Below are 16,690 nucleotides of genomic sequence, written 5' to 3' on the forward strand. Positions count from 1 at the left end.
TTTTTCGATAAGGCGATCAGGCCATTTCCATCGCGAGAGCAAAGATGTTTTCGGCATCAAAAACCTGTCTGTTATCTTCGAACAGTTTAGTAATGCAGGCGCGGTGTAAAGCCAGTTTCAACGTGCCGAAACCGATAGCTCCCCAGATGACCTTGCCGTGGCGTTCGATGCCTTTATCCATCATGTCGGTGCCGCCGATGCCGATCGGTGGCGTCGCATTGGCATCGGCCATCATTTCGATATGGGGGTTGTCCTGCCACTGGTCCACTGTGAGCAGTTCGACGCCAGCGGCACCGGTCGCAAAAACAATGTTCGCGTATTCGATGGCTTTGGCCCTGGCCTCGTTATCGGCTGCTTCAACGGGCGTCAAGTCAACGCCGAAGCGCGCTTTCATGGCATTGCAGGCCTGGACGGCCCGCTCCAGCGAGCGGGAAGTCAGCGAGACTTCGGCGCCTTCCTGCGCCAGCATGACAGCCGCGCGCTGGCCCACCGGGCCTGTGCCGGCCAATACCACGGCTTTTTTGCCGGCGATGGTGCCGCTGGTTGCCAGTTTGGCCACGCCTGCCGCGGCGGTCGTGTTGCTGCCGTTGCTGTCCAGCATGATGGAGACCTGAAAGCCGGGGAAGAAATGTTTTTGTACGGCGGTAAATAATTCCTGGCCGGCGACCATGTCGCTGCCGCCGATGAAAATGGCGGTGTTTTTCTTTTCCTTAGGTGCGCGTGTGAAAATAGTGCCTTCCACCAGGGAAGTGATGTTGTCAGGTGTCAGTCCTCCGTACCCGATCACATGATCCGCGCCGCCATCATAGCCTACAACAGTATCGAAAACGGAGGGGTGAGCGTCTGTATCGAATTGGAATAGCAGTTTTTTCATTAACTTACCTAAGAGTGGTTTGGAAAATTACCCGTTAATACGATTCGTAAACCGCGGCATTATACTCGATAAAGTCTTAAGTGCTCCATTTAAGCATTACTTTATGCGGTGTAGGGAGGCTGTGCTCGTCGTTGGGGATGATTTGCCGGGCAAGGGCTTATAAGGTTGCGTGGAGCGTGGGCTTTTCGTTATCATTTAATCAATATTATGCTGTAGTCATGTAGTATGGATGATATGGGTATTACACAGATGTGTGGTGTCGGGAATATAAGTAAAGTTGGATGCTATATGATTTCCGATCGTTTGGAACTTGTGCATGGGTTCCGAAAACATTATAGAAATTAGGAAAAAACAGATGAAAACACCCGTTCATATCGCGGTTACTGGTGCGGCAGGACAAATCAGTTATTCATTGCTATTTCGCTTGGCGGCGGGTTCGTTGCTCGGTCCCGAACAGCCGATCGTCTTGCATTTACTGGAAATTCCCCAAGCCATGGAAGCTTTACAGGGTGTGGTGATGGAATTGAAGGATTGCGCCTATCCGCTGCTGCATCGTATAGAAATCACCGCCGACCCCAAAGTAGCGTTCCGGGATGTCGATTATGCTTTTTTGGTTGGCGCGCGTCCGCGTGGGCCGGGTATGGAGCGCAAGGACTTGCTGGAGGTTAACGCGGAAATTTTTGCGGTGCAAGGCAAGGCCTTGAATGAAGTGGCCAACCGGAATATAAAAATACTGGTGACAGGCAATCCGGCCAATACCAATGCCTTGATTGCTCTAAAGAACGCGCCGGATTTGAAGCCGGAGAATTTTTCCGCCATGACCCGGTTGGATCACAATCGGGCACTTAGCCAATTAGCCGAAAAATGCGGCGTGCTGCCGTCCGATGTGAAAAACATGATTATCTGGGGTAATCATTCCATCACGCAGTATCCCGACCTGCATCATGCCAAGGTCAAGGGGCAGGATGCCTTGTCACTGGTTGAGCATGACTGGTTTGTAAAAGAATTTATACCGACCGTGCAGCAGCGCGGCGCCGCCATTATTAAGGCAAGAGGGCAATCCAGCGCGGCATCGGCGGCCAATGCCGCGATCAATCAGATGAACAACTGGGCGCTGGGTACCAAGGAAGGGGACTGGGTCAGCATGGCGATACCGTCGGATGGCAGTTACGGCATTGAGCAGGGTCTGGTTTATTCTTATCCCGTGACCGTCGTCGATGGGCAGATCAATATCGTCAAGGGGCTCGAGATCAACGAGTTCAGCATGCAGAGAATGCGGGCAACCGAAGCCGAATTAAAAGAAGAGAGGGATTCGGTCAGGCATTTGTTCTGAACCTCTTTCCGTCGACAATAAAAAAGGGCGGCTATACCGCCCTTTTTTAATCAAGCCATCCGGTCGGGCGGTTCCTGGCCGGCGAAAAAGGCCGCCAGATTTTCCAGTACTTTTTCACCCATCGCCGTACGCGTGGCAATCGTAGCACTGCCTAAATGCGGTAACAGCGAAACATTCTCCAGCGACAGAAAGCCTTCGTCAATGTCAGGTTCGCCTTCGTAGACATCGAGGCCAGCGCCGGCTATTCTTTTTTCTTTCAATGCCTTGATCAAGGCCTTGCTGTCGACGACGTCGCCGCGCGCGGTATTGATCAAATGCGCTGTCGGCTTCATCTGGCTGAGTCGCTGTTCATTGATTAAATGATGCGTTTCTGCACCGCCTGGACAGTGCAGTGAAACGTAGTCGGAAACCTGCATAAGCTCTTCAAGTGTTTCACAGCGTGTCGCGTCCAGATCGTCAACGACATGCTGATCCGCGGCTCGGGGACTGAAGTAATAGATTTTCATGTTGAAGCCATGATGAGCTTTTCGCGCCATGGCCTGGGCAATGCGGCCAAATCCGATCAGGCCTAATGCGGCGCCCGTGACATCGGAACTCATCATATGCGTCGGGCACCAGCCGGTCCATTGCCGGGCCCGGACCAAGCGGTCGCCTTCGGCGCCGCGCCGCGCCGACATCAATAACAGGGTCATGGCGATATCGGCGGTGCTTTCGGTTAATACGCCCGGGGTGTTGGTGACGACCAGTCCCTGTTCTTTTGCGGCATTGATATCGATATGGTTGAAGCCGACGCCGAAATTGCCCAGGATTTTGCAGCGCTTGTTCGGGACATTGATGACCTCCGCGGGGAATGAATCGCAAACGGTCGGGCATACGGCATCGTAGTGTTGCAGCGCGTCTCTGAAATGAGCGGCGGACAGCGGACGGTCGTATTCGTTTAAGGTAACGTCATAAAGCTCTTTCAGCTTGGCTTCAACGGACTCGGGCCACTTGCGCGTGATGAAGACTTTGGGTTTGCTCATTAATATCCTCCAGGTAAGCAACTTATAGGGATTGTTTTCGATTTGAAAATATAACGCTATAAAGCACAAAGGCATCGCCGTTATTAACGGGATGCCTTTGTTTGGGTTTCCTGCTGATTAGGCCGTCGCGTTATTTTGCCGTGGACCGGTAATATTCAATCGCCGCGGCAACGCCTGAGCCAGGCTTGATATCGAAGCCGTTATCGAGCATCGCCATTTCAACGCCGGCGATCGCGCCCAGCATGGATACATCATTCATATCGCCGACATGGCCGATACGGAAGACTTTGCCGGCTACTTCAGACAGGCCCGCGCCCAGTGAGATATTGTACTTGTTGAATGCCGTGCTGATCACATCGCGGGCATCCTTGCCTTCCGGCACGACGATCGCGGAAACGGTGTCGGATTCGAAACCGGGTTGCGCGCATAATTTCAACCCCCATGCCTCAACGGCTTTACGTGTGCCTTCAGCCAGGCGGTGGTGGCGCGCATACACATTTTCCAGTCCTTCCTCGAATAACAGGTCCAGCGCTTTGCGCAAACCGTATAAAATCGGCAGTGAAGGGGTGTAGGGAGTATAGCCGTCTTTATTCGCCGACATCTGGTCTTTCAGGTCCAGGAAGCAGCGTGGATAAGTGGATGTTTCACAGGCTTGCAGGGCTTTTTGGCTGAAAGCCACGAAAGCACCGCCGGCCGGCAGCATAAAGCCTTTTTGCGAGCCGCTGATGGCGCCGTCAACGCCCCATTCATCCATGCGGAAATCCAGGCTGGCAATCGAGCTGACGCCGTCAACGAATAGCAGTGCCGGGTGGTTGGCGGCGTTCATGGCTTTGCGGACGCCGCCGATGTCGCTGGTAACGCCGGTTGCGGTTTCATTGTGGGTCGCCAGAACGGCTTTGATCTCGTGCTGGCTGTCTTCTTTTAAACGGGCTTCCAGTTTATCCAGAGGAATGCCTTTGCCCCAGGCTTCCTGATGGATTTCGACATCAAAGCCCAGGCGTTTTGCCATTTCGGCCCATAAATGGCTGAATTGGCCGAAACGATAGATCAATACTTTATCGCCTGGATTTAAGGTATTGGTTAAGGCGATTTCCCAGCCCGCTGTGCCTGTGGCCGGAAAAACAAATGCTTGCCCGGTTTCTGTTTTAAATACTTTTTTCAGGTCCTGTAAAAGAGGCTTCAGCAGCTTGGGGAAGATGGGTGAGCGATGATCTTCCATGTTGACATGCATAGCATTCAGAACTTCACTTGGCACGTTAGTCGGGCCAGGAATATATAGGTGGTTACGACCAGCCATTGTATCGCCTCTTTATAATTTAATAGTTGGATGTTGAATAAAACAAGGTTGAGCCTTTTAAGGCTCGAAAAATGGCCAATCATGACATAGCCGCTATAAATCAGCAAGATTTGATTGGTAAAATGCGCTTTAAAAATTGACTTTGACGACTCTGAAAGTAAAATGTTGGGTTGATTTATGTCCGGTTTAGGCCGGGGAAGGCCATTTAAGCACTGAAATCAGGGCCCTAGTTTAATAATAAAGTTGGAAGGTATCAATGAGTCACACATTATATGAAGCGTCAGTTCAACGAGTTCAGCGCTGTGAATTAGCGGTTCCGGGCTCAAACCCCGGCATGTTCGAAAAAGCGATGAAGAGCGGCGTGGATTTCATCTTTCTTGACCTTGAGGATGCGGTTGCTCCCGATGACAAGCTGCAGGCGCGCAAAAATGTCATCGAAGCGATCAATGATCTGGATTGGAAAGGGCATGGGGTTACCGTTTCAGTACGTATCAATGGCCTCGATACTCAGTACATGGTTCGCGACGTGGTTGATCTGGTCGAACAGGCCGGCAGCAAAATTGACACCATCCTGATTCCGAAAGTCGGCGTTTATGCCGATGTCTATATGGTTGAGGCAATGCTCAATCAGTTGGAAATGCAGCAGGGGCTGAAAAATAAAATCGGCATCGAAGCGCTGATTGAAACGGCGCTGGGCATGGCCAATGTCGAAGATATCGCGCGCAACGGCGCGACCGGCCGTCTGGAGGCCCTGCATTTCGGCGTGGCCGACTATGCGGCCAGTAATCGCGCCAGAACCACCAACATCGGCGGGCTGAATCCTGATTATCCGGGCGATCAATGGCATGCCGCGATCAGCCGCATGACCGTCGCCTGCCGCGCATTCGGCCTGCGGCCTATTGACGGGCCGTTCGGCGATATCAAGGATCCCGACGGCTATAAGCAGGCTGCAAGACGGGCGGCCGCGCTAGGCTGCGAGGGCAAATGGGCGATTCATCCGTCTCAGGTGGAATTGGCCAATGATGTATTTACACCGCCCGCGGCTGAAGTCGAGAAAGCGCAACGCATATTAGCCGCGCTAAAAGAAGCGGCCGCACAGGGCAAAGGCGCGGCGGCACTGGACGGTCGCCTGATCGACGCCGCTTCGGAAAGAATGGCGAACAATGTGGTCAGGGCGGCCGAAGCCATTGCCGCGAAAAGCAAAAATAACTAACAACAGAGACAAGCCGTACTTGATTTACGGCCTGTGCTGGTAATTTTCAAATATTAAAGAGAGAGATGCTGTGGATATTCATGAGTATCAAGCGAAAGAAATTTTAAGCGGTTACGGGGTTAAAATCGCTGAAGGTGGGATGGCTTACAGTCCTGAGGATGCCGTGCAACGTTCCAGGGAAATCGGGGGCAATGTTTGGGCTGTCAAGGCACAGATTCATTCGGGAGCTCGTGGTAAAGCCGGCGGCATTAAAATCTGTAAAAGCGATAGAGAAGTTGAGGCGGCCGCGGAAGCGCTGTTAGGCAAAAGACTGGTCACGCACCAGACGGGACCGGCCGGTAAAGTCTGCTCAAGGCTGTATGTCGAAGCCGGAACCGATATCGCCAAAGAGCTGTATTTCTGTTTTTTGGTTGACCGCGGCTCGGAACGTATCGTCATGGTCGGCTCCGCGCAGGGCGGTATGGAGATCGAGGAACTGGCCGAAACCAATCCTGAAGCCATTACCAAAATCTATATTGAGCCCGCGGTAGGGCTGCAGGATTATCAGGCGCGTGAAATGGCGTTTGCCTTGGGCATGGATGCGGCCATGCTGAGTCATGCCGTCAAAACCATTAAAGGCTGCTACCGTGCCTTGCGTGACCTGGATGCCAACATGCTGGAAATCAACCCGCTGGTTATTACCGGCAGCGGCGAGCTGCTGGCGCTGGATGCGAAAATGGGATTTGACGACAACGCCCTGTTCCGTCAGCCCAAGGTGGCCGAGTTGCGCGACAAGACGCAGGAAGATGCGCGCGAGATGGCTGCGGCGGACCGTGGCTTGAGCTATGTCGGCCTGGACGGCGATATCGGCTGCATGATCAACGGCGCCGGTCTGGCCATGGCGACGATGGATATGATTAAACTAGCCGGCGGCGAGCCTGCCAATTTCCTGGATGTCGGCGGCGGCGCCTCGGCCGAGCGTACCGAAAAAGCCTTCCGGCTGGTACTGGCCGATGAAAACGTCAAAGCGATGCTGGTCAACATTTTCGCCGGTATCAACCGTTGCGACTGGATCGCCGAAGGCGTGGTCGAGGCGGTCAAGAAAATCGACATGAAAATTCCGTTGATCGTGCGTTTATCCGGTACGAACGTGGAAGAGGGCCGCAGAATTATTGCTGAGAGTGGTTTGCCTATCATTACGGCAGAAACATTGGCAGAAGCTGCTGAAAAAGCGGTTCAGGCGCGTAATGAAGCTGTCGCAAAAGCAGGCTAGGGGAAACTATAAATGGCTATTTTAATTAACGAAAACACACGCATTATTGTTCAGGGCTTTACCGGCAAAATCGGTTCCTTCCATGCCCAGGATATGATTAATTACGGGTCCAATGTCGTCGGCGGCATCACGCCGGGCAAGGGCGGTCAGACGCATCTGGGGCTGCCTGTCTTCAATACGGTCAAGGAGTCCGTGCAGAAAGCCGGTGCCGAGGCCAGTATTATCTTCGTTCCGCCCGCTTTCGCGGCTGATTCAATCATGGAAGCGGCCGATGCCGGCATTAAATATTGCGTGGCCATTACCGACGGCATTCCTACACAGGACATGATGAAAGTGAAAAACTTTCTGCGCCGCTTCCCGAAAGAAGAAAGAATGGTGCTGACCGGCCCTAACTGCGCCGGCACGATCAGCCCGGGGCGCGCCATGCTCGGTATTATGCCTGGACACATCTATATGAAGGGCAACGTCGGTATCGTCGGCCGTTCGGGTACTCTGGGTTATGAAGCCGCCGACCAGATGAAACGCTTGGGCATAGGCGTTTCCACCTCGGTCGGTATCGGCGGCGATCCGATCAACGGCAGCTCACACCGCGATATTCTGGAGAGATTTGAACAGGATCCGGAAACCAAAGTCGTGGTCATGATTGGCGAGATCGGCGGTCCCCAGGAAGTGGAGGCCGGCCTGTTCGCCAAAGAACACATGAGCAAGCCGGTCGTGGCTTATATCGCCGGTTTAACCGCGCCGGAAGGCCGTCGCATGGGGCATGCCGGCGCGATCATTTCATCCATAGGCGAAAGCGCGGCCGAAAAAGTTGCGATGTTGAAGGAACTGGGCGTGACGATTTGTCCGACTCCGTCCGCGATGGGCGAAACGGTGGCCTCCGTATTGGCTAAACTGTAAGTTCAGGCATTTACTTACTGCAAACAAAAAGCCGCATCCTGCGTCAGTGGGATGCGGCTTTTGTCGTTTTAGAGCGTTGCAAGCCGGTGGCAGTGTGCTTTGCTTGACGGGGGAGCCGAATATTTATACAAAGAAACTCGACATGATTTAACAGAGATGAATAATGAAAAAATTGTTTTTTGCTTTATGGCCGGACGATGAAACCAGGCAGGGCCTCATGCGCTTGCAGACATCCATGGAAGCTAAAAGGATGAAATGGGTATCTGGGCAAAATCTGCACGTCACGCTGGTATTTCTAGGCAATGTCGATGAGGCGACTGAAGCCATGATCAAGGAGCGCGTCGCCGATATTTCGGCCGAGCCTTTCGTGTTGACCTTTGACCAGCTGAGCTATTGGAGCAGGCCCAGGATTTTATGCCTGACCTGCCGGCAATTTGGGCATGAGGTGGTGGACCTGGCGGACGCGCTGGATCAAGCGGTGGCGGACTGCGGCGTGGAAACCGATACGAGGCCTTACACGCCGCATATAACCTTGGCCAGGCAGGCGCGTGCTATCGTGCAGGAGTTCGCTCCCATCATTTGGCGCGCTGATTCCTTTTGCCTGATGGAATCCTGCGGCACGTCGGAGGGTGTGATCTATAAAGTGCTGCGGAAATGGCCCTTGATCAAAACCGTAGGCTAGAACGATAGAGGCAGTGACCGCCTTATTTTTTCCAGAATTCAGGCACAAACAGGATGATCATCGAGAAAATTTGCACGCGGCCCAGCAGCATGGCAATGATGCAAACGCCAGTCTGGAAATCGTTCAGGCCGGCATAATTGGCGGCGGGGCCGACTTGATTGAGACCGGGGCCCGTGTTGTTAAAGCTGGCGATGACGGCCGTGAACGCGGTAAGGAAGTCCATGCCGCTCAGTAGCATCATGAACACCATAATAACGATAATAATAAAATACAGAAAAATAAAGCCTGTCACGGACGCGACAATATTATGACTGATGATATTGGTGCCTATTTTCAACGGTTTAATAGAAAAAGGATGGATGAATTTATAGAGCTCAAGACGTGATTGTTTCACTAGAATAATCGTGCGGATCATGCGAATGCCGCCGCCGGTGGAACCGGAAGAAGCGGAAATACAGCTCAGGAATAACATCGACATTGACACGAAAATTGGCCACTGATTGAAATCCTGGCTGGAATATCCGCTAGAGGTAGCGATGGTGACCATGTTGAAAGCGGCATGGCGTAACGCCGTGAGAAAGTCAGGATAAGTATCGGCGTGCCACAATACCGTAGCTGCTACGAGACAACTTCCCAGTACCAGCGCCAGAAAGCTTCTCGCTTCCATATCCTTGGCATAAGGTTTCAAGGTCTGTTTTCGGATGGCGATATAATGGGTCGCGAAATTAATGGCCGCCAGTAACTGGAAGCTGGTCAGCACCATTTCAATGGCGGGCGAATCGAAAAAACCGATACTGGCATCGTGCGTTGAAAATCCACCCAAACTCATAGCGGAAAACGCATGGCAGACAGAATCAAACCAGGTCATGCCGGCCAATTTCAAGGCGATGATGCAGGTTAATGTGAAGCCTGCGTATACCAGCCACAGCGCTTTAGCCGTCTGCGCGATGCGTGGCGGCAGCTCGGACTCCTTGACCGCGCCGGGCGCTTCGGCCTTGTATAGCTGCATGCCGCCGATACCGAGGATCGGTAATATGGCTACCGCCAGAATGATGATGCCCATGCCGCCGACCCAATTCAATTCGTGGCGCCAGAGATTAATCGACATCGGTAAATCATCCAGTCCGGTCAATGTGGTCGCTCCGGTCGTGGTCAGGCCTGAGACAGCCTCGAAATACGCATCGATATAGCTGATTTCCGGCATATAGATTATCAGCGGCAACGTGCAAAATACCGGAATCAACGACCACGTCATGGACACCAGCAGAAAACTCGTTTGCCGCGATACTTTTTTAGGTGTTCGCAATGTTGGAAAAAACATTAAAGCGCCCAGCAGTAAAGTAATTCCTGTACCTTCAAAGAAAGCGATAATGGCGCCGTCATGGCTGATAAAAGATGTCATCAGGCAGGTAGCCATCAAGGCGCTGAAGCCAATCGTGATCAGGCCAAAAATATGGATGGTAGTGAAAATGACATTCATGGAAACGCTTAAATTGTGTATATGTTTAAAGTAGCGGCCGCGATGAATGCCATGGCACTCGAAATATAACAAGTTGTATAGCGGCGGTGAAACAAGAATCCTGCACAATGATGAGAGAGGGCATTGTTGGGAAAACTACTTGTTGAGCGGTTGGAATTTCTGCTCGATATAGGTGACCAGTTTTTTATCCAGTGCAAACATGACGACATGATCGCCTTCCTCGAAGATCGTATCGTGGTGTATTGAAATAACCTGGCGGTTGCGAATCAAAGCCCCTAGCACGATGCCTTCCGGCCATTGAATCGCGTCCACTTGCAGTCCTACCACCGAATTCTGGCCATTACCCATGTGGGCAATGGCCTCGATCGCTTCGGCCGTGCCTCCGCATAAGGAACTGACGCGCGCCACGTCGCCGCGCCTGACGTATTTTAAAATGCTGCCCAGCGTTTCAAAGTTGGGCAGGACAGACACATCAATGCCCGTGCCGGGCAATAACTTTGTGTAAGACCGATTGTTAAGCAGGCATATTGCTTTGCGTACGCCTAATTGCTTGGCCAGGGAAGCCGAGATGATGTTTTCGCCGTCATGATCGGTCACCGCGCAGAATAGATCGGTTTTATCGACGGACTCATCAAGCAGCAAGGATTCATCGGTGCAATCGCCCTGCAGCACCACGGTATGATCAAGATCATTGGCGATTTTCTGGGCACGATCCGGATTCCGCTCGATTATTTTGACTTGATGGTCTTTTTCCAGCGCTAGCGCCAAGCGCTTGCCGATATGGCCGCCGCCGGCGATGATAATGCGCTTTAATGGCGCTTCCAGTTTACGAAGCTCTTTCAATACCTGCTGCACTTCCTTGCGCGGAGCCACGATAAACACCTCATCGCCTGTGGCGATAAAGGCTTCGCCGTTGGCAACCAAAGGCCGCCCTTGCCGGAAAATGGCCGCTATACGAATTTTGCCGCCGGACAGGCGTTTTTTTAATTCCTTGATTTTTTTACCGGTTAAAAAGCCGTCCGCGCCCACTTTCACTGAAAACAGCCGCACCAAGCCATCGGCGAAATCGGTAATTTGTAGAACACCCGGCAGTTCAATCAGGTTGCGTATCGATTCCATGACGATTTGTTCGGGGCTGATCACGATATCGACAGGAATGCCGCCGGGAGCGAACAGTTTGGGATTTTGCAGATAATCGATGGCGCGGATGCGGGCGATCGTTTTCGGGCGGCTATAGAGCTTGTTGATGATCGTACAAGCCAGCATATTGGTCTCATCGCGATCGGTTACGGCAATAACCATGTCGGTATTGTGTACCCCGGCCTGCTCCAGAACGCTGGGATGCGCGGCATTGCCGACAACCGTGGCAATATCGAAGCGTTCTTTCAAAGCATCCAGCAGATGCGCTTTATAATCAATGACAACAATATCGTTTTCTTCACTCGCCAATGCCTCGGCGACTGAGGCGCCGGTCATGCCGGCGCCAAGAATCAGTATTCGCATAATAGTATCAACAACCCAATTCAGGTTATGTGTCTTGTGTGACCCGACACGCGATAAAATCGCGCAACTTTATAGTTGTTTTGGGTTTATCGCAACAAAAATAAAATGATTCGCATCAGGTATAGTCAGGATATTTCCACTCCATTCTATTCAATGGTCTTGATTTGGCTCGTGATTTGGCCTTGCGCAAGGCGGGTCTGAACGATATCGCCGGCTTTCAGTTGCTCGGTGGATGTGATGATTTTTCCGGACGGCAAATGACTGGTTATTGAATAACCGCGGTTCAGTGTTGCCAGTGGACTGACGGCATTGAGCGTCTGGCCGGCGTTTAACAGGCGCTGGTTCAGTTGCTCCAGGCGGTGGCGGATGGCACTGTTCAGGCGTTCGCTCAGGTAACGTTGGCGCTGCTTATGGCTGTTGATCGCAACGCTGGGGATGTGTTGCCATAGTTTGGCCGTTTTGGCTTCCAGCAGCTGGGCATGCTGGCGCAGTCTGACGTGCATGGCTTGATGAAGCCGCGATTCGAGTTCATCCATGCGCTGCATGTTTCTTGTCAGTTTCTGCCCCGGGTGTTGTTGTTGCAGCCGCTTGAGCAGCCAATCCAGTGACTGTCGGGACTGGTTTAGTTTGCGTTGCAGCAGCTGGTGCAGCCGGGATTCCAAATAAACGAATTGCGTCAGCCAGGTTTGTTGATCGGGAACGGCGTGCTCGGCGGCGGCCGATGGCGTTGGCGCGCGCAGGTCGGCGACGAAATCGGCAATGGTAAAATCGGTTTCATGGCCTATGCCCGTGATGATCGGGATGTCGCTGGCAAAAATGGCGCGCGCCACGATTTCCTCGTTGAAAGCCCACAAGTCTTCCAGCGATCCGCCGCCCCGGCTAAGAATAAGCACATCGCACAGGGCTTGTTTGTTGGCGGTGTCTATGGCTCTGGCAATTTCATGTCTGGCATTGTCTCCCTGCACGGCCACCGGATAAACGATGACCGGTACTGCCGCGAAACGCCTGCGCAGGACAGTCAGTATGTCCCGGATGGCGGCTCCTGTCGGGGAGGTGATTACGCCGATGGTATTCGGCAGGGTCGGCAGGCTCAGCTTATTGGCGGCATCGAACAGGCCTTCCATCGACAACTTGAGCTTCAAGGCATCAAAAGCTCTGCGCAAGGCACCGTCGCCGGCTTCCTCGATCTGTTCGACGATCAGTTGATAATCGCCTCTGGGCTCATAAAGGCTGACTTGCGCCTTGACGATGACTTGCTTGCCGTTTTCTGGTCTGAACCCGAATCTGCGCCGCATGTTCTTAAACATGGCGCAACGGATCTGGGCATTGGCATCTTTCAAGGAAAAATAAATATGTCCGGAAGCCGGTGTGCTTAAGTTGGATATTTCACCTTCGACCAGGATAGCCAGGAAATGCTCGCCGAGCAGCAGGCTGGTTTCACGGTTGAGTTGAGTAACCGTGTATATTTTGCGTTGTGCGGAGGGAAGGATAATCGTCATGCAATAATTTTATCACTTCCTGTACTGTTCAGTTTGCATTCATGCCTTGCCTTTTAATCTGCAGTCAACCCTAATGATGGAGGTTTGCCATGAAAAGTTTAAGAGTTATCGGTTTATTTGCGGGTTTATTGTTTGCATCATTTGCACAGGCCGATTTCAGGGGGCATTACGCTTCTGATTATCGCCATTACGGCAGGCATGGTGATTGGATTGATGGGCATCAGCAGCAGCATCAGCGGCAGATCGAGAAAGGCATTCGTCGCGGACAGCTTTCCCCGAGAGAAGTAAAAAACCTCAGGAAACAGCAGCAGAAAATCGCCAGACTTGAGAGCCGGTTTAAACGCGACGGCGTGTTGACCCGCCCCGAACGCACTATTTTAAAGAGGAAACTGAATCAGGTTTCCGGCCGGATCTCGGCTCTGAGTCGGAATGATCAATACGACAGATATGGACGGCGCTATTAAACCAGGGCAGGGTGTTTGTCTTTTTCGTTCAAATAACGCCGGTTCAAAAATCGGCGTTATCTTTTCAGTCTTGTAATTCAACAGGATCACTTGATTTTCTCAGTATTTGGCTGAAAATGCCTTTCTGAAATTAACACCTTGCATGGGATGTGCCGACCAAAAGCAGGCGCTCAAGGTCGTGCAGTAAATCGCATCGCTCGCGAATGATACCCTAAAGGGCACAAGTGCGCCTCCTGCCGTCGGCACATCCTATATTAAACAGGGAATTATTGACGGCCCAATCCTCAGTGGGCATTAAAATTTCGCATGCTATTGACTTGCCTGTTGTAAAATAGGCGATATTTTTTTATGTATGAAGTAGAGGTGTGCGTTGGCGTGGTTGCTGTTGTTTTCTGCAGGTTTGGCGGAAATAGTGTTTGCCTTAAGTCTTAAATTTAATGAGGGTTTTACCCGGTTGTGGCCCAGTATTCTGACCATGATTTCAGGCGGCAGCAGTTTTTATCTGCTGATGCTGGCAATCAAATCCTTGCCGCTCGGTACCGCTTATGCGGTCTGGACAGGCATGGGAGCGGTAGGCGTGGCCATAGTGGGCATCTTTCTGTTCAAGGAATCGGCGGATCTGTACCGGTTGCTGTCGATTACGCTGGTCATTTCCGGCATTGTAGGGCTTAAATTAACGGATAGCGCCTGACAATGCTGCATCTTGTTTTTCAGTCACCGATAGAGGCGGCCGTTCTGGAGCGCATTGAGACCGGCGATGTGGCCGTGTTTCTTGAAAACGCCGTGCTAAGGCTGCTGAAAAATGGTCTGCTGAGCGCGTCATTGACGCAGCTGCTCAGCACGAACCGCCTGTGCGTCTTGTCGGAAGATATGGCTGTGCGCGGCATCGCCGTGGATGAACTGGTCGAAGGCATCGATATCATCGGTTATGACGAGCTGGTCGCGTTGACCGTCAACAATCACGTGATTCAAACATGGTCTTGAGTGTTCATGGTCGGGAGCTGGACTTAACCGATCAGGGTTTTCTGGTCAATGCCGGTGATTGGGATGAAGAGGTCGCAAGGCGGTTGGCCGAATTGGACGATATCGAGCTGGATGAGCGGCATTGGGAAATCATCGGGTTTATCCGCGATTACTATCAGCAGTTCAAGCACTTGCCGAATGCGCGGGTGTTTACCAAGGCCGTTGCCAAGGCATTGGGCGAGGAAAAAGGCAACAGCCGGTATTTGCATAAACTGTTTCCCGAGGGCCCTTTAAAATATGCCTGCAAACTGGCCGGGCTGCCCAAACCGCCAACCTGTCTATAATCACCCTTGTTTGAAGCGGTGAATCAGGCGTCTCTCTTTCTTGTTCGGTTTGTGTTCCCTGTAGCTCAGGCCGAATAATTCCCGCTGTTCACGTTGCTGAATAATTTGCTGCTGGCGTTTCGCCTGGCTTTCGGCGGATTCTTCATAGAGCAGGACCGCCTCTTTGGCCGGGCGGCGTTGCTCACTGACCGCGATAACGGTGATGTCCCAGGTATAGTGATCTTTACTGATCGAGAGTGTGGCGCCGGGTTTGACTTCCTTGCTAGGTTTCGTGCGTTGGCCGTTAAGATGAACCTTGCCGCCGGAAACGGCGTCAGCGGCCAGCTTGCGCGTTTTAAAAAAACGCGCAGCCCATAGCCACTTATCCAAACGTACGGATTCGAGTTCTGTCACGCGCTTACTTTATTACCGCTGTCCGTCCAGGCTTTGAAACCGCCCGCCATACTGACGGCATTGCCGTATCCGATTTTGTTCAATGCTTCGGCAGCCAAGGCGGAACGGCCGCCGGTCTGGCAATAAACAATGATTTTTTCGCCCTGTTTATCCTGAAAATCGGGGTGCGCGCCTATTTTGAATTCCAATACCCCGCGCGGGATATTGACGGCGCCGGGCAAATGGCCCGCCGCGTATTCAGCCGGTTCCCTGACGTCCAGGATCAGGCTCGTTCCGAGTTCGTTTTTGGCTTCATCAATATTTATTTCAGTAATCTGTTGTTTGGCCTGGGCAACAAGATCCATTGGGGTTAAGGTCATGGTCGTCTCCTGAAAAAAATAAGAAACATATTAGCAATAAATAATATTGTGCGGCCAGTCTTTTTTGCGGGTTGATTATTGCTCTTATGAAAACAATGACTTGAAGCAATTGGCGGCGAAAAGTCCGGATTGGATGACTGCCGTGGCAGTCATCCGGCGCACCGTCAGTTCATGTGCTTTTTCAATTCCTTGGGTAAGGAGAACACGACTTTTTCTTCTATGCCCTGAATCTCGGTAGTCGATGTGCCGCCCCATTGCTTGAGCTGATTGATGACCTCCTGAACCAGGACCTCCGGCGCCGAGGCGCCGGCCGTCACGCCGACTACATTAATTCCGTCAAACCATTCCTGGCGCATGTCTTGCGCCGTATCGATCAGGTAAGCAGGTTTGCCGAGCTGTTCGGCGATCTCGCGCAGGCGGTTGGAATTGGAGCTGTTGGGCGAGCCGACGACGAGGATGATATCGGAGGTCTTGGCCAGTTCATGGACCGCATCCTGACGATTCTGGGTCGCGTAACAGATATCGTCTTTTTTCTGTTCCTGAATGCCGCTGAACCGTGTTCTTAAGGCGTCGACCATGATTTTGGTGTCAGTCATGGATAATGTCGTTTGCGTGACGTAGGCCAGGTTGTCGGGATTGTTGACTTCCAGGTTTTCAACGTCTTCCGGCGTTTCCACCAGGTAGATGCCGCCGTTTTCGGTACATTTTTCGTATTGCCCCATCGTACCTTCGACTTCCGGGTGGCCGGCATGACCTATCAGAATCACTTCCCGGTCGGATTTGGCGTGCTTGGCGACTTGCAGATGCACTTTCGTAACCAGCGGGCAGGTAGCGTCGAAAACGGTCAAATTGCGTTCTTCGGCTTCTTGTTGTACTTGTTTGGATACGCCGTGCGCGCTGAAGATCAGATACGAGCCGACCGGTACATCGGTTAAATCCTCGATAAAAATAGCGCCTTTTTCTTTCAGCCCTTCAACCACCGTTCGGTTGTGGACCACCTCATGGCGGACATAAATCGGCGCCCCGAAAGTTTCCAGGGCCTGATCCACAATTTCGATAGCCCGGTCGACACCGGCACAGAATCCGCGAGGGTTAGCGAGTACAATTTGCAT

At 52.3% G+C, this 16,690-nt stretch carries 18 protein-coding genes; 9 read left to right on the plus strand and 9 right to left on the minus strand.

The genetic code is table 11. The features are described 5' to 3' along the window. Positions 1–16 precede the first annotated feature (16 nt). Entirely contained in the window at positions 17–874 is an 858-nt protein-coding gene (locus METMA_RS0113440) for an NADP-dependent methylenetetrahydromethanopterin/methylenetetrahydrofolate dehydrogenase (protein WP_020159609.1), read from the minus strand. 355 nt (positions 875–1,229) lie between these two features. Between METMA_RS0113440 and METMA_RS0113445 the strand changes: the two genes are divergently transcribed. Then, complete coding sequence (locus tag METMA_RS0113445) at positions 1,230–2,207, plus strand: malate dehydrogenase (RefSeq protein WP_027147314.1); 978 nt, start codon at positions 1,230–1,232, stop codon at positions 2,205–2,207. Between the two features lie 50 nt (positions 2,208–2,257). On the opposite strand, the gene METMA_RS0113450 is transcribed toward METMA_RS0113445, so the two are convergent. Beyond that, on the minus strand, positions 2,258–3,229 hold the full coding sequence (locus METMA_RS0113450) for a 2-hydroxyacid dehydrogenase (RefSeq protein ID WP_027147315.1): 972 nt from the start codon (positions 3,227–3,229) through the stop codon (positions 2,258–2,260). 130 nt (positions 3,230–3,359) lie between these two features. Further along, positions 3,360–4,526 carry an aminotransferase class V-fold PLP-dependent enzyme gene (locus tag METMA_RS0113455; RefSeq protein ID WP_027147316.1) on the minus strand — a complete coding sequence of 389 codons (1,167 nt, stop codon included), beginning with the start codon at positions 4,524–4,526 and terminating at the stop codon, positions 3,360–3,362. A 256-nt stretch (positions 4,527–4,782) separates the two neighbouring features. Here METMA_RS0113455 and METMA_RS0113460 point away from each other — a divergent pair, with 256 nt between their 5' ends. The 4 genes from METMA_RS0113460 to thpR all read left to right on the plus strand — a co-directional run bounded on the left by METMA_RS0113460 (position 4,783) and on the right by thpR (position 8,573). Beyond that, entirely contained in the window at positions 4,783–5,739 is a 957-nt protein-coding gene (locus METMA_RS0113460; RefSeq protein WP_027147317.1) for an HpcH/HpaI aldolase/citrate lyase family protein, read from the plus strand. Positions 5,740–5,809: 70 nt separating this feature from the next. After that, on the plus strand, positions 5,810–6,991 hold the full coding sequence (locus METMA_RS0113465) for a malate--CoA ligase subunit beta (protein ID WP_020159615.1): 1,182 nt from the start codon (positions 5,810–5,812) through the stop codon (positions 6,989–6,991). Positions 6,992–7,003: 12 nt separating this feature from the next. Then, positions 7,004–7,891 carry a succinate--CoA ligase subunit alpha gene (gene sucD, locus METMA_RS0113470; protein ID WP_020159616.1) on the plus strand — a complete coding sequence of 296 codons (888 nt, stop codon included), beginning with the start codon at positions 7,004–7,006 and terminating at the stop codon, positions 7,889–7,891. 163 nt (positions 7,892–8,054) lie between these two features. Beyond that, positions 8,055–8,573: an RNA 2',3'-cyclic phosphodiesterase gene (gene thpR / locus METMA_RS0113475; protein ID WP_020159617.1), complete on the plus strand. Its 519-nt coding sequence runs from the start codon at positions 8,055–8,057 to the stop codon at positions 8,571–8,573. 22 nt (positions 8,574–8,595) lie between these two features. Here the strand turns inward: thpR and METMA_RS0113480 are convergent, their stop codons facing one another. The 3 genes from METMA_RS0113480 to xseA all read right to left on the minus strand — a co-directional run bounded on the left by METMA_RS0113480 (position 8,596) and on the right by xseA (position 13,055). Next, positions 8,596–10,053 carry a TrkH family potassium uptake protein gene (locus tag METMA_RS0113480; protein ID WP_027147318.1) on the minus strand — a complete coding sequence of 486 codons (1,458 nt, stop codon included), beginning with the start codon at positions 10,051–10,053 and terminating at the stop codon, positions 8,596–8,598. A 135-nt stretch (positions 10,054–10,188) separates the two neighbouring features. Further along, on the minus strand, positions 10,189–11,556 hold the full coding sequence (trkA, locus tag METMA_RS0113485; protein WP_027147319.1) for a Trk system potassium transporter TrkA: 1,368 nt from the start codon (positions 11,554–11,556) through the stop codon (positions 10,189–10,191). Positions 11,557–11,702: 146 nt separating this feature from the next. Next, positions 11,703–13,055, minus strand: a complete 1,353-nt coding sequence (gene xseA, locus METMA_RS0113490; RefSeq protein WP_020159620.1) for an exodeoxyribonuclease VII large subunit — start codon at positions 13,053–13,055, stop codon at positions 11,703–11,705. Positions 13,056–13,144: 89 nt separating this feature from the next. On the opposite strand from xseA, the gene METMA_RS24605 reads away from it, so the two are divergent. The 4 genes from METMA_RS24605 (at position 13,145) to METMA_RS0113510 (ending at position 14,826) form a co-directional block, all read left to right on the plus strand. Then, the gene (locus tag METMA_RS24605) at positions 13,145–13,519 is read left to right on the plus strand and encodes a hypothetical protein (protein ID WP_020159621.1); all 375 of its coding nucleotides are present in this window, start codon (positions 13,145–13,147) and stop codon (positions 13,517–13,519) included. Positions 13,520–13,889: 370 nt separating this feature from the next. Further along, a complete protein-coding gene (locus METMA_RS0113500) occupies positions 13,890–14,210 on the plus strand; it encodes a DMT family transporter (RefSeq protein WP_020159622.1) in 321 nt (106 codons plus the stop codon). Between the two features lie 2 nt (positions 14,211–14,212). Continuing rightward, positions 14,213–14,503: a sulfurtransferase complex subunit TusB gene (gene tusB / locus METMA_RS0113505; RefSeq protein WP_020159623.1), complete on the plus strand. Its 291-nt coding sequence runs from the start codon at positions 14,213–14,215 to the stop codon at positions 14,501–14,503. Continuing rightward, positions 14,494–14,826, plus strand: coding sequence for a TusE/DsrC/DsvC family sulfur relay protein (locus tag METMA_RS0113510; protein WP_020159624.1), 333 nt, complete (start codon positions 14,494–14,496; stop codon positions 14,824–14,826). The genes tusB and METMA_RS0113510 overlap by 10 nt, the downstream gene beginning before the upstream one ends. Here the strand turns inward: METMA_RS0113510 and METMA_RS0113515 are convergent, their stop codons facing one another. The 3 genes from METMA_RS0113515 to ispH form a co-directional block, all read right to left on the minus strand. After that, positions 14,827–15,219, minus strand: a complete 393-nt coding sequence (locus METMA_RS0113515; protein WP_020159625.1) for an RNA-binding S4 domain-containing protein — start codon at positions 15,217–15,219, stop codon at positions 14,827–14,829. Then, positions 15,216–15,578: a rhodanese-like domain-containing protein gene (locus METMA_RS0113520; RefSeq protein WP_027147320.1), complete on the minus strand. Its 363-nt coding sequence runs from the start codon at positions 15,576–15,578 to the stop codon at positions 15,216–15,218. The genes METMA_RS0113515 and METMA_RS0113520 overlap by 4 nt, the downstream gene beginning before the upstream one ends. A 164-nt stretch (positions 15,579–15,742) precedes the next feature. Continuing rightward, the gene (gene ispH, locus METMA_RS0113525; protein ID WP_020159627.1) at positions 15,743–16,690 is read right to left on the minus strand and encodes a 4-hydroxy-3-methylbut-2-enyl diphosphate reductase; all 948 of its coding nucleotides are present in this window, start codon (positions 16,688–16,690) and stop codon (positions 15,743–15,745) included.

The organism is Methylobacter marinus A45, from assembly GCF_000383855.1.
GTDB classification, from domain to species: Bacteria; Pseudomonadota; Gammaproteobacteria; order Methylococcales; family Methylomonadaceae; genus Methylobacter; species Methylobacter marinus.

Bases quoted from the DNA above. Each gene is read 5' to 3' on its own strand.
- METMA_RS0113440 (WP_020159609.1), bottom strand. From the start codon at position 874: ATGAAAAAACTGCTATTCCAATTCGATACAGACGCTCACCCCTCCGTT.
- METMA_RS0113445 (WP_027147314.1), top strand. From the start codon at position 1,230: ATGAAAACACCCGTTCATATCGCGGTTACTGGTGCGGCAGGACAAATC.
- METMA_RS0113450 (WP_027147315.1), bottom strand. From the start codon at position 3,229: ATGAGCAAACCCAAAGTCTTCATCACGCGCAAGTGGCCCGAGTCCGTT.
- METMA_RS0113455 (WP_027147316.1), bottom strand. From the start codon at position 4,526: ATGGCTGGTCGTAACCACCTATATATTCCTGGCCCGACTAACGTGCCA.
- METMA_RS0113460 (WP_027147317.1), top strand. From the start codon at position 4,783: ATGAGTCACACATTATATGAAGCGTCAGTTCAACGAGTTCAGCGCTGT.
- sucD (WP_020159616.1), top strand. From the start codon at position 7,004: ATGGCTATTTTAATTAACGAAAACACACGCATTATTGTTCAGGGCTTT.
- thpR (WP_020159617.1), top strand. From the start codon at position 8,055: ATGAAAAAATTGTTTTTTGCTTTATGGCCGGACGATGAAACCAGGCAG.
- METMA_RS0113480 (WP_027147318.1), bottom strand. From the start codon at position 10,053: ATGAATGTCATTTTCACTACCATCCATATTTTTGGCCTGATCACGATT.
- trkA (WP_027147319.1), bottom strand. From the start codon at position 11,556: ATGCGAATACTGATTCTTGGCGCCGGCATGACCGGCGCCTCAGTCGCC.
- xseA (WP_020159620.1), bottom strand. From the start codon at position 13,055: ATGACGATTATCCTTCCCTCCGCACAACGCAAAATATACACGGTTACT.
- METMA_RS24605 (WP_020159621.1), top strand. From the start codon at position 13,145: ATGAAAAGTTTAAGAGTTATCGGTTTATTTGCGGGTTTATTGTTTGCA.
- tusB (WP_020159623.1), top strand. From the start codon at position 14,213: ATGCTGCATCTTGTTTTTCAGTCACCGATAGAGGCGGCCGTTCTGGAG.
- METMA_RS0113510 (WP_020159624.1), top strand. From the start codon at position 14,494: ATGGTCTTGAGTGTTCATGGTCGGGAGCTGGACTTAACCGATCAGGGT.
- METMA_RS0113520 (WP_027147320.1), bottom strand. From the start codon at position 15,578: ATGACCTTAACCCCAATGGATCTTGTTGCCCAGGCCAAACAACAGATT.
- ispH (WP_020159627.1), bottom strand. From the start codon at position 16,690: ATGCAAATTGTACTCGCTAACCCTCGCGGATTCTGTGCCGGTGTCGAC.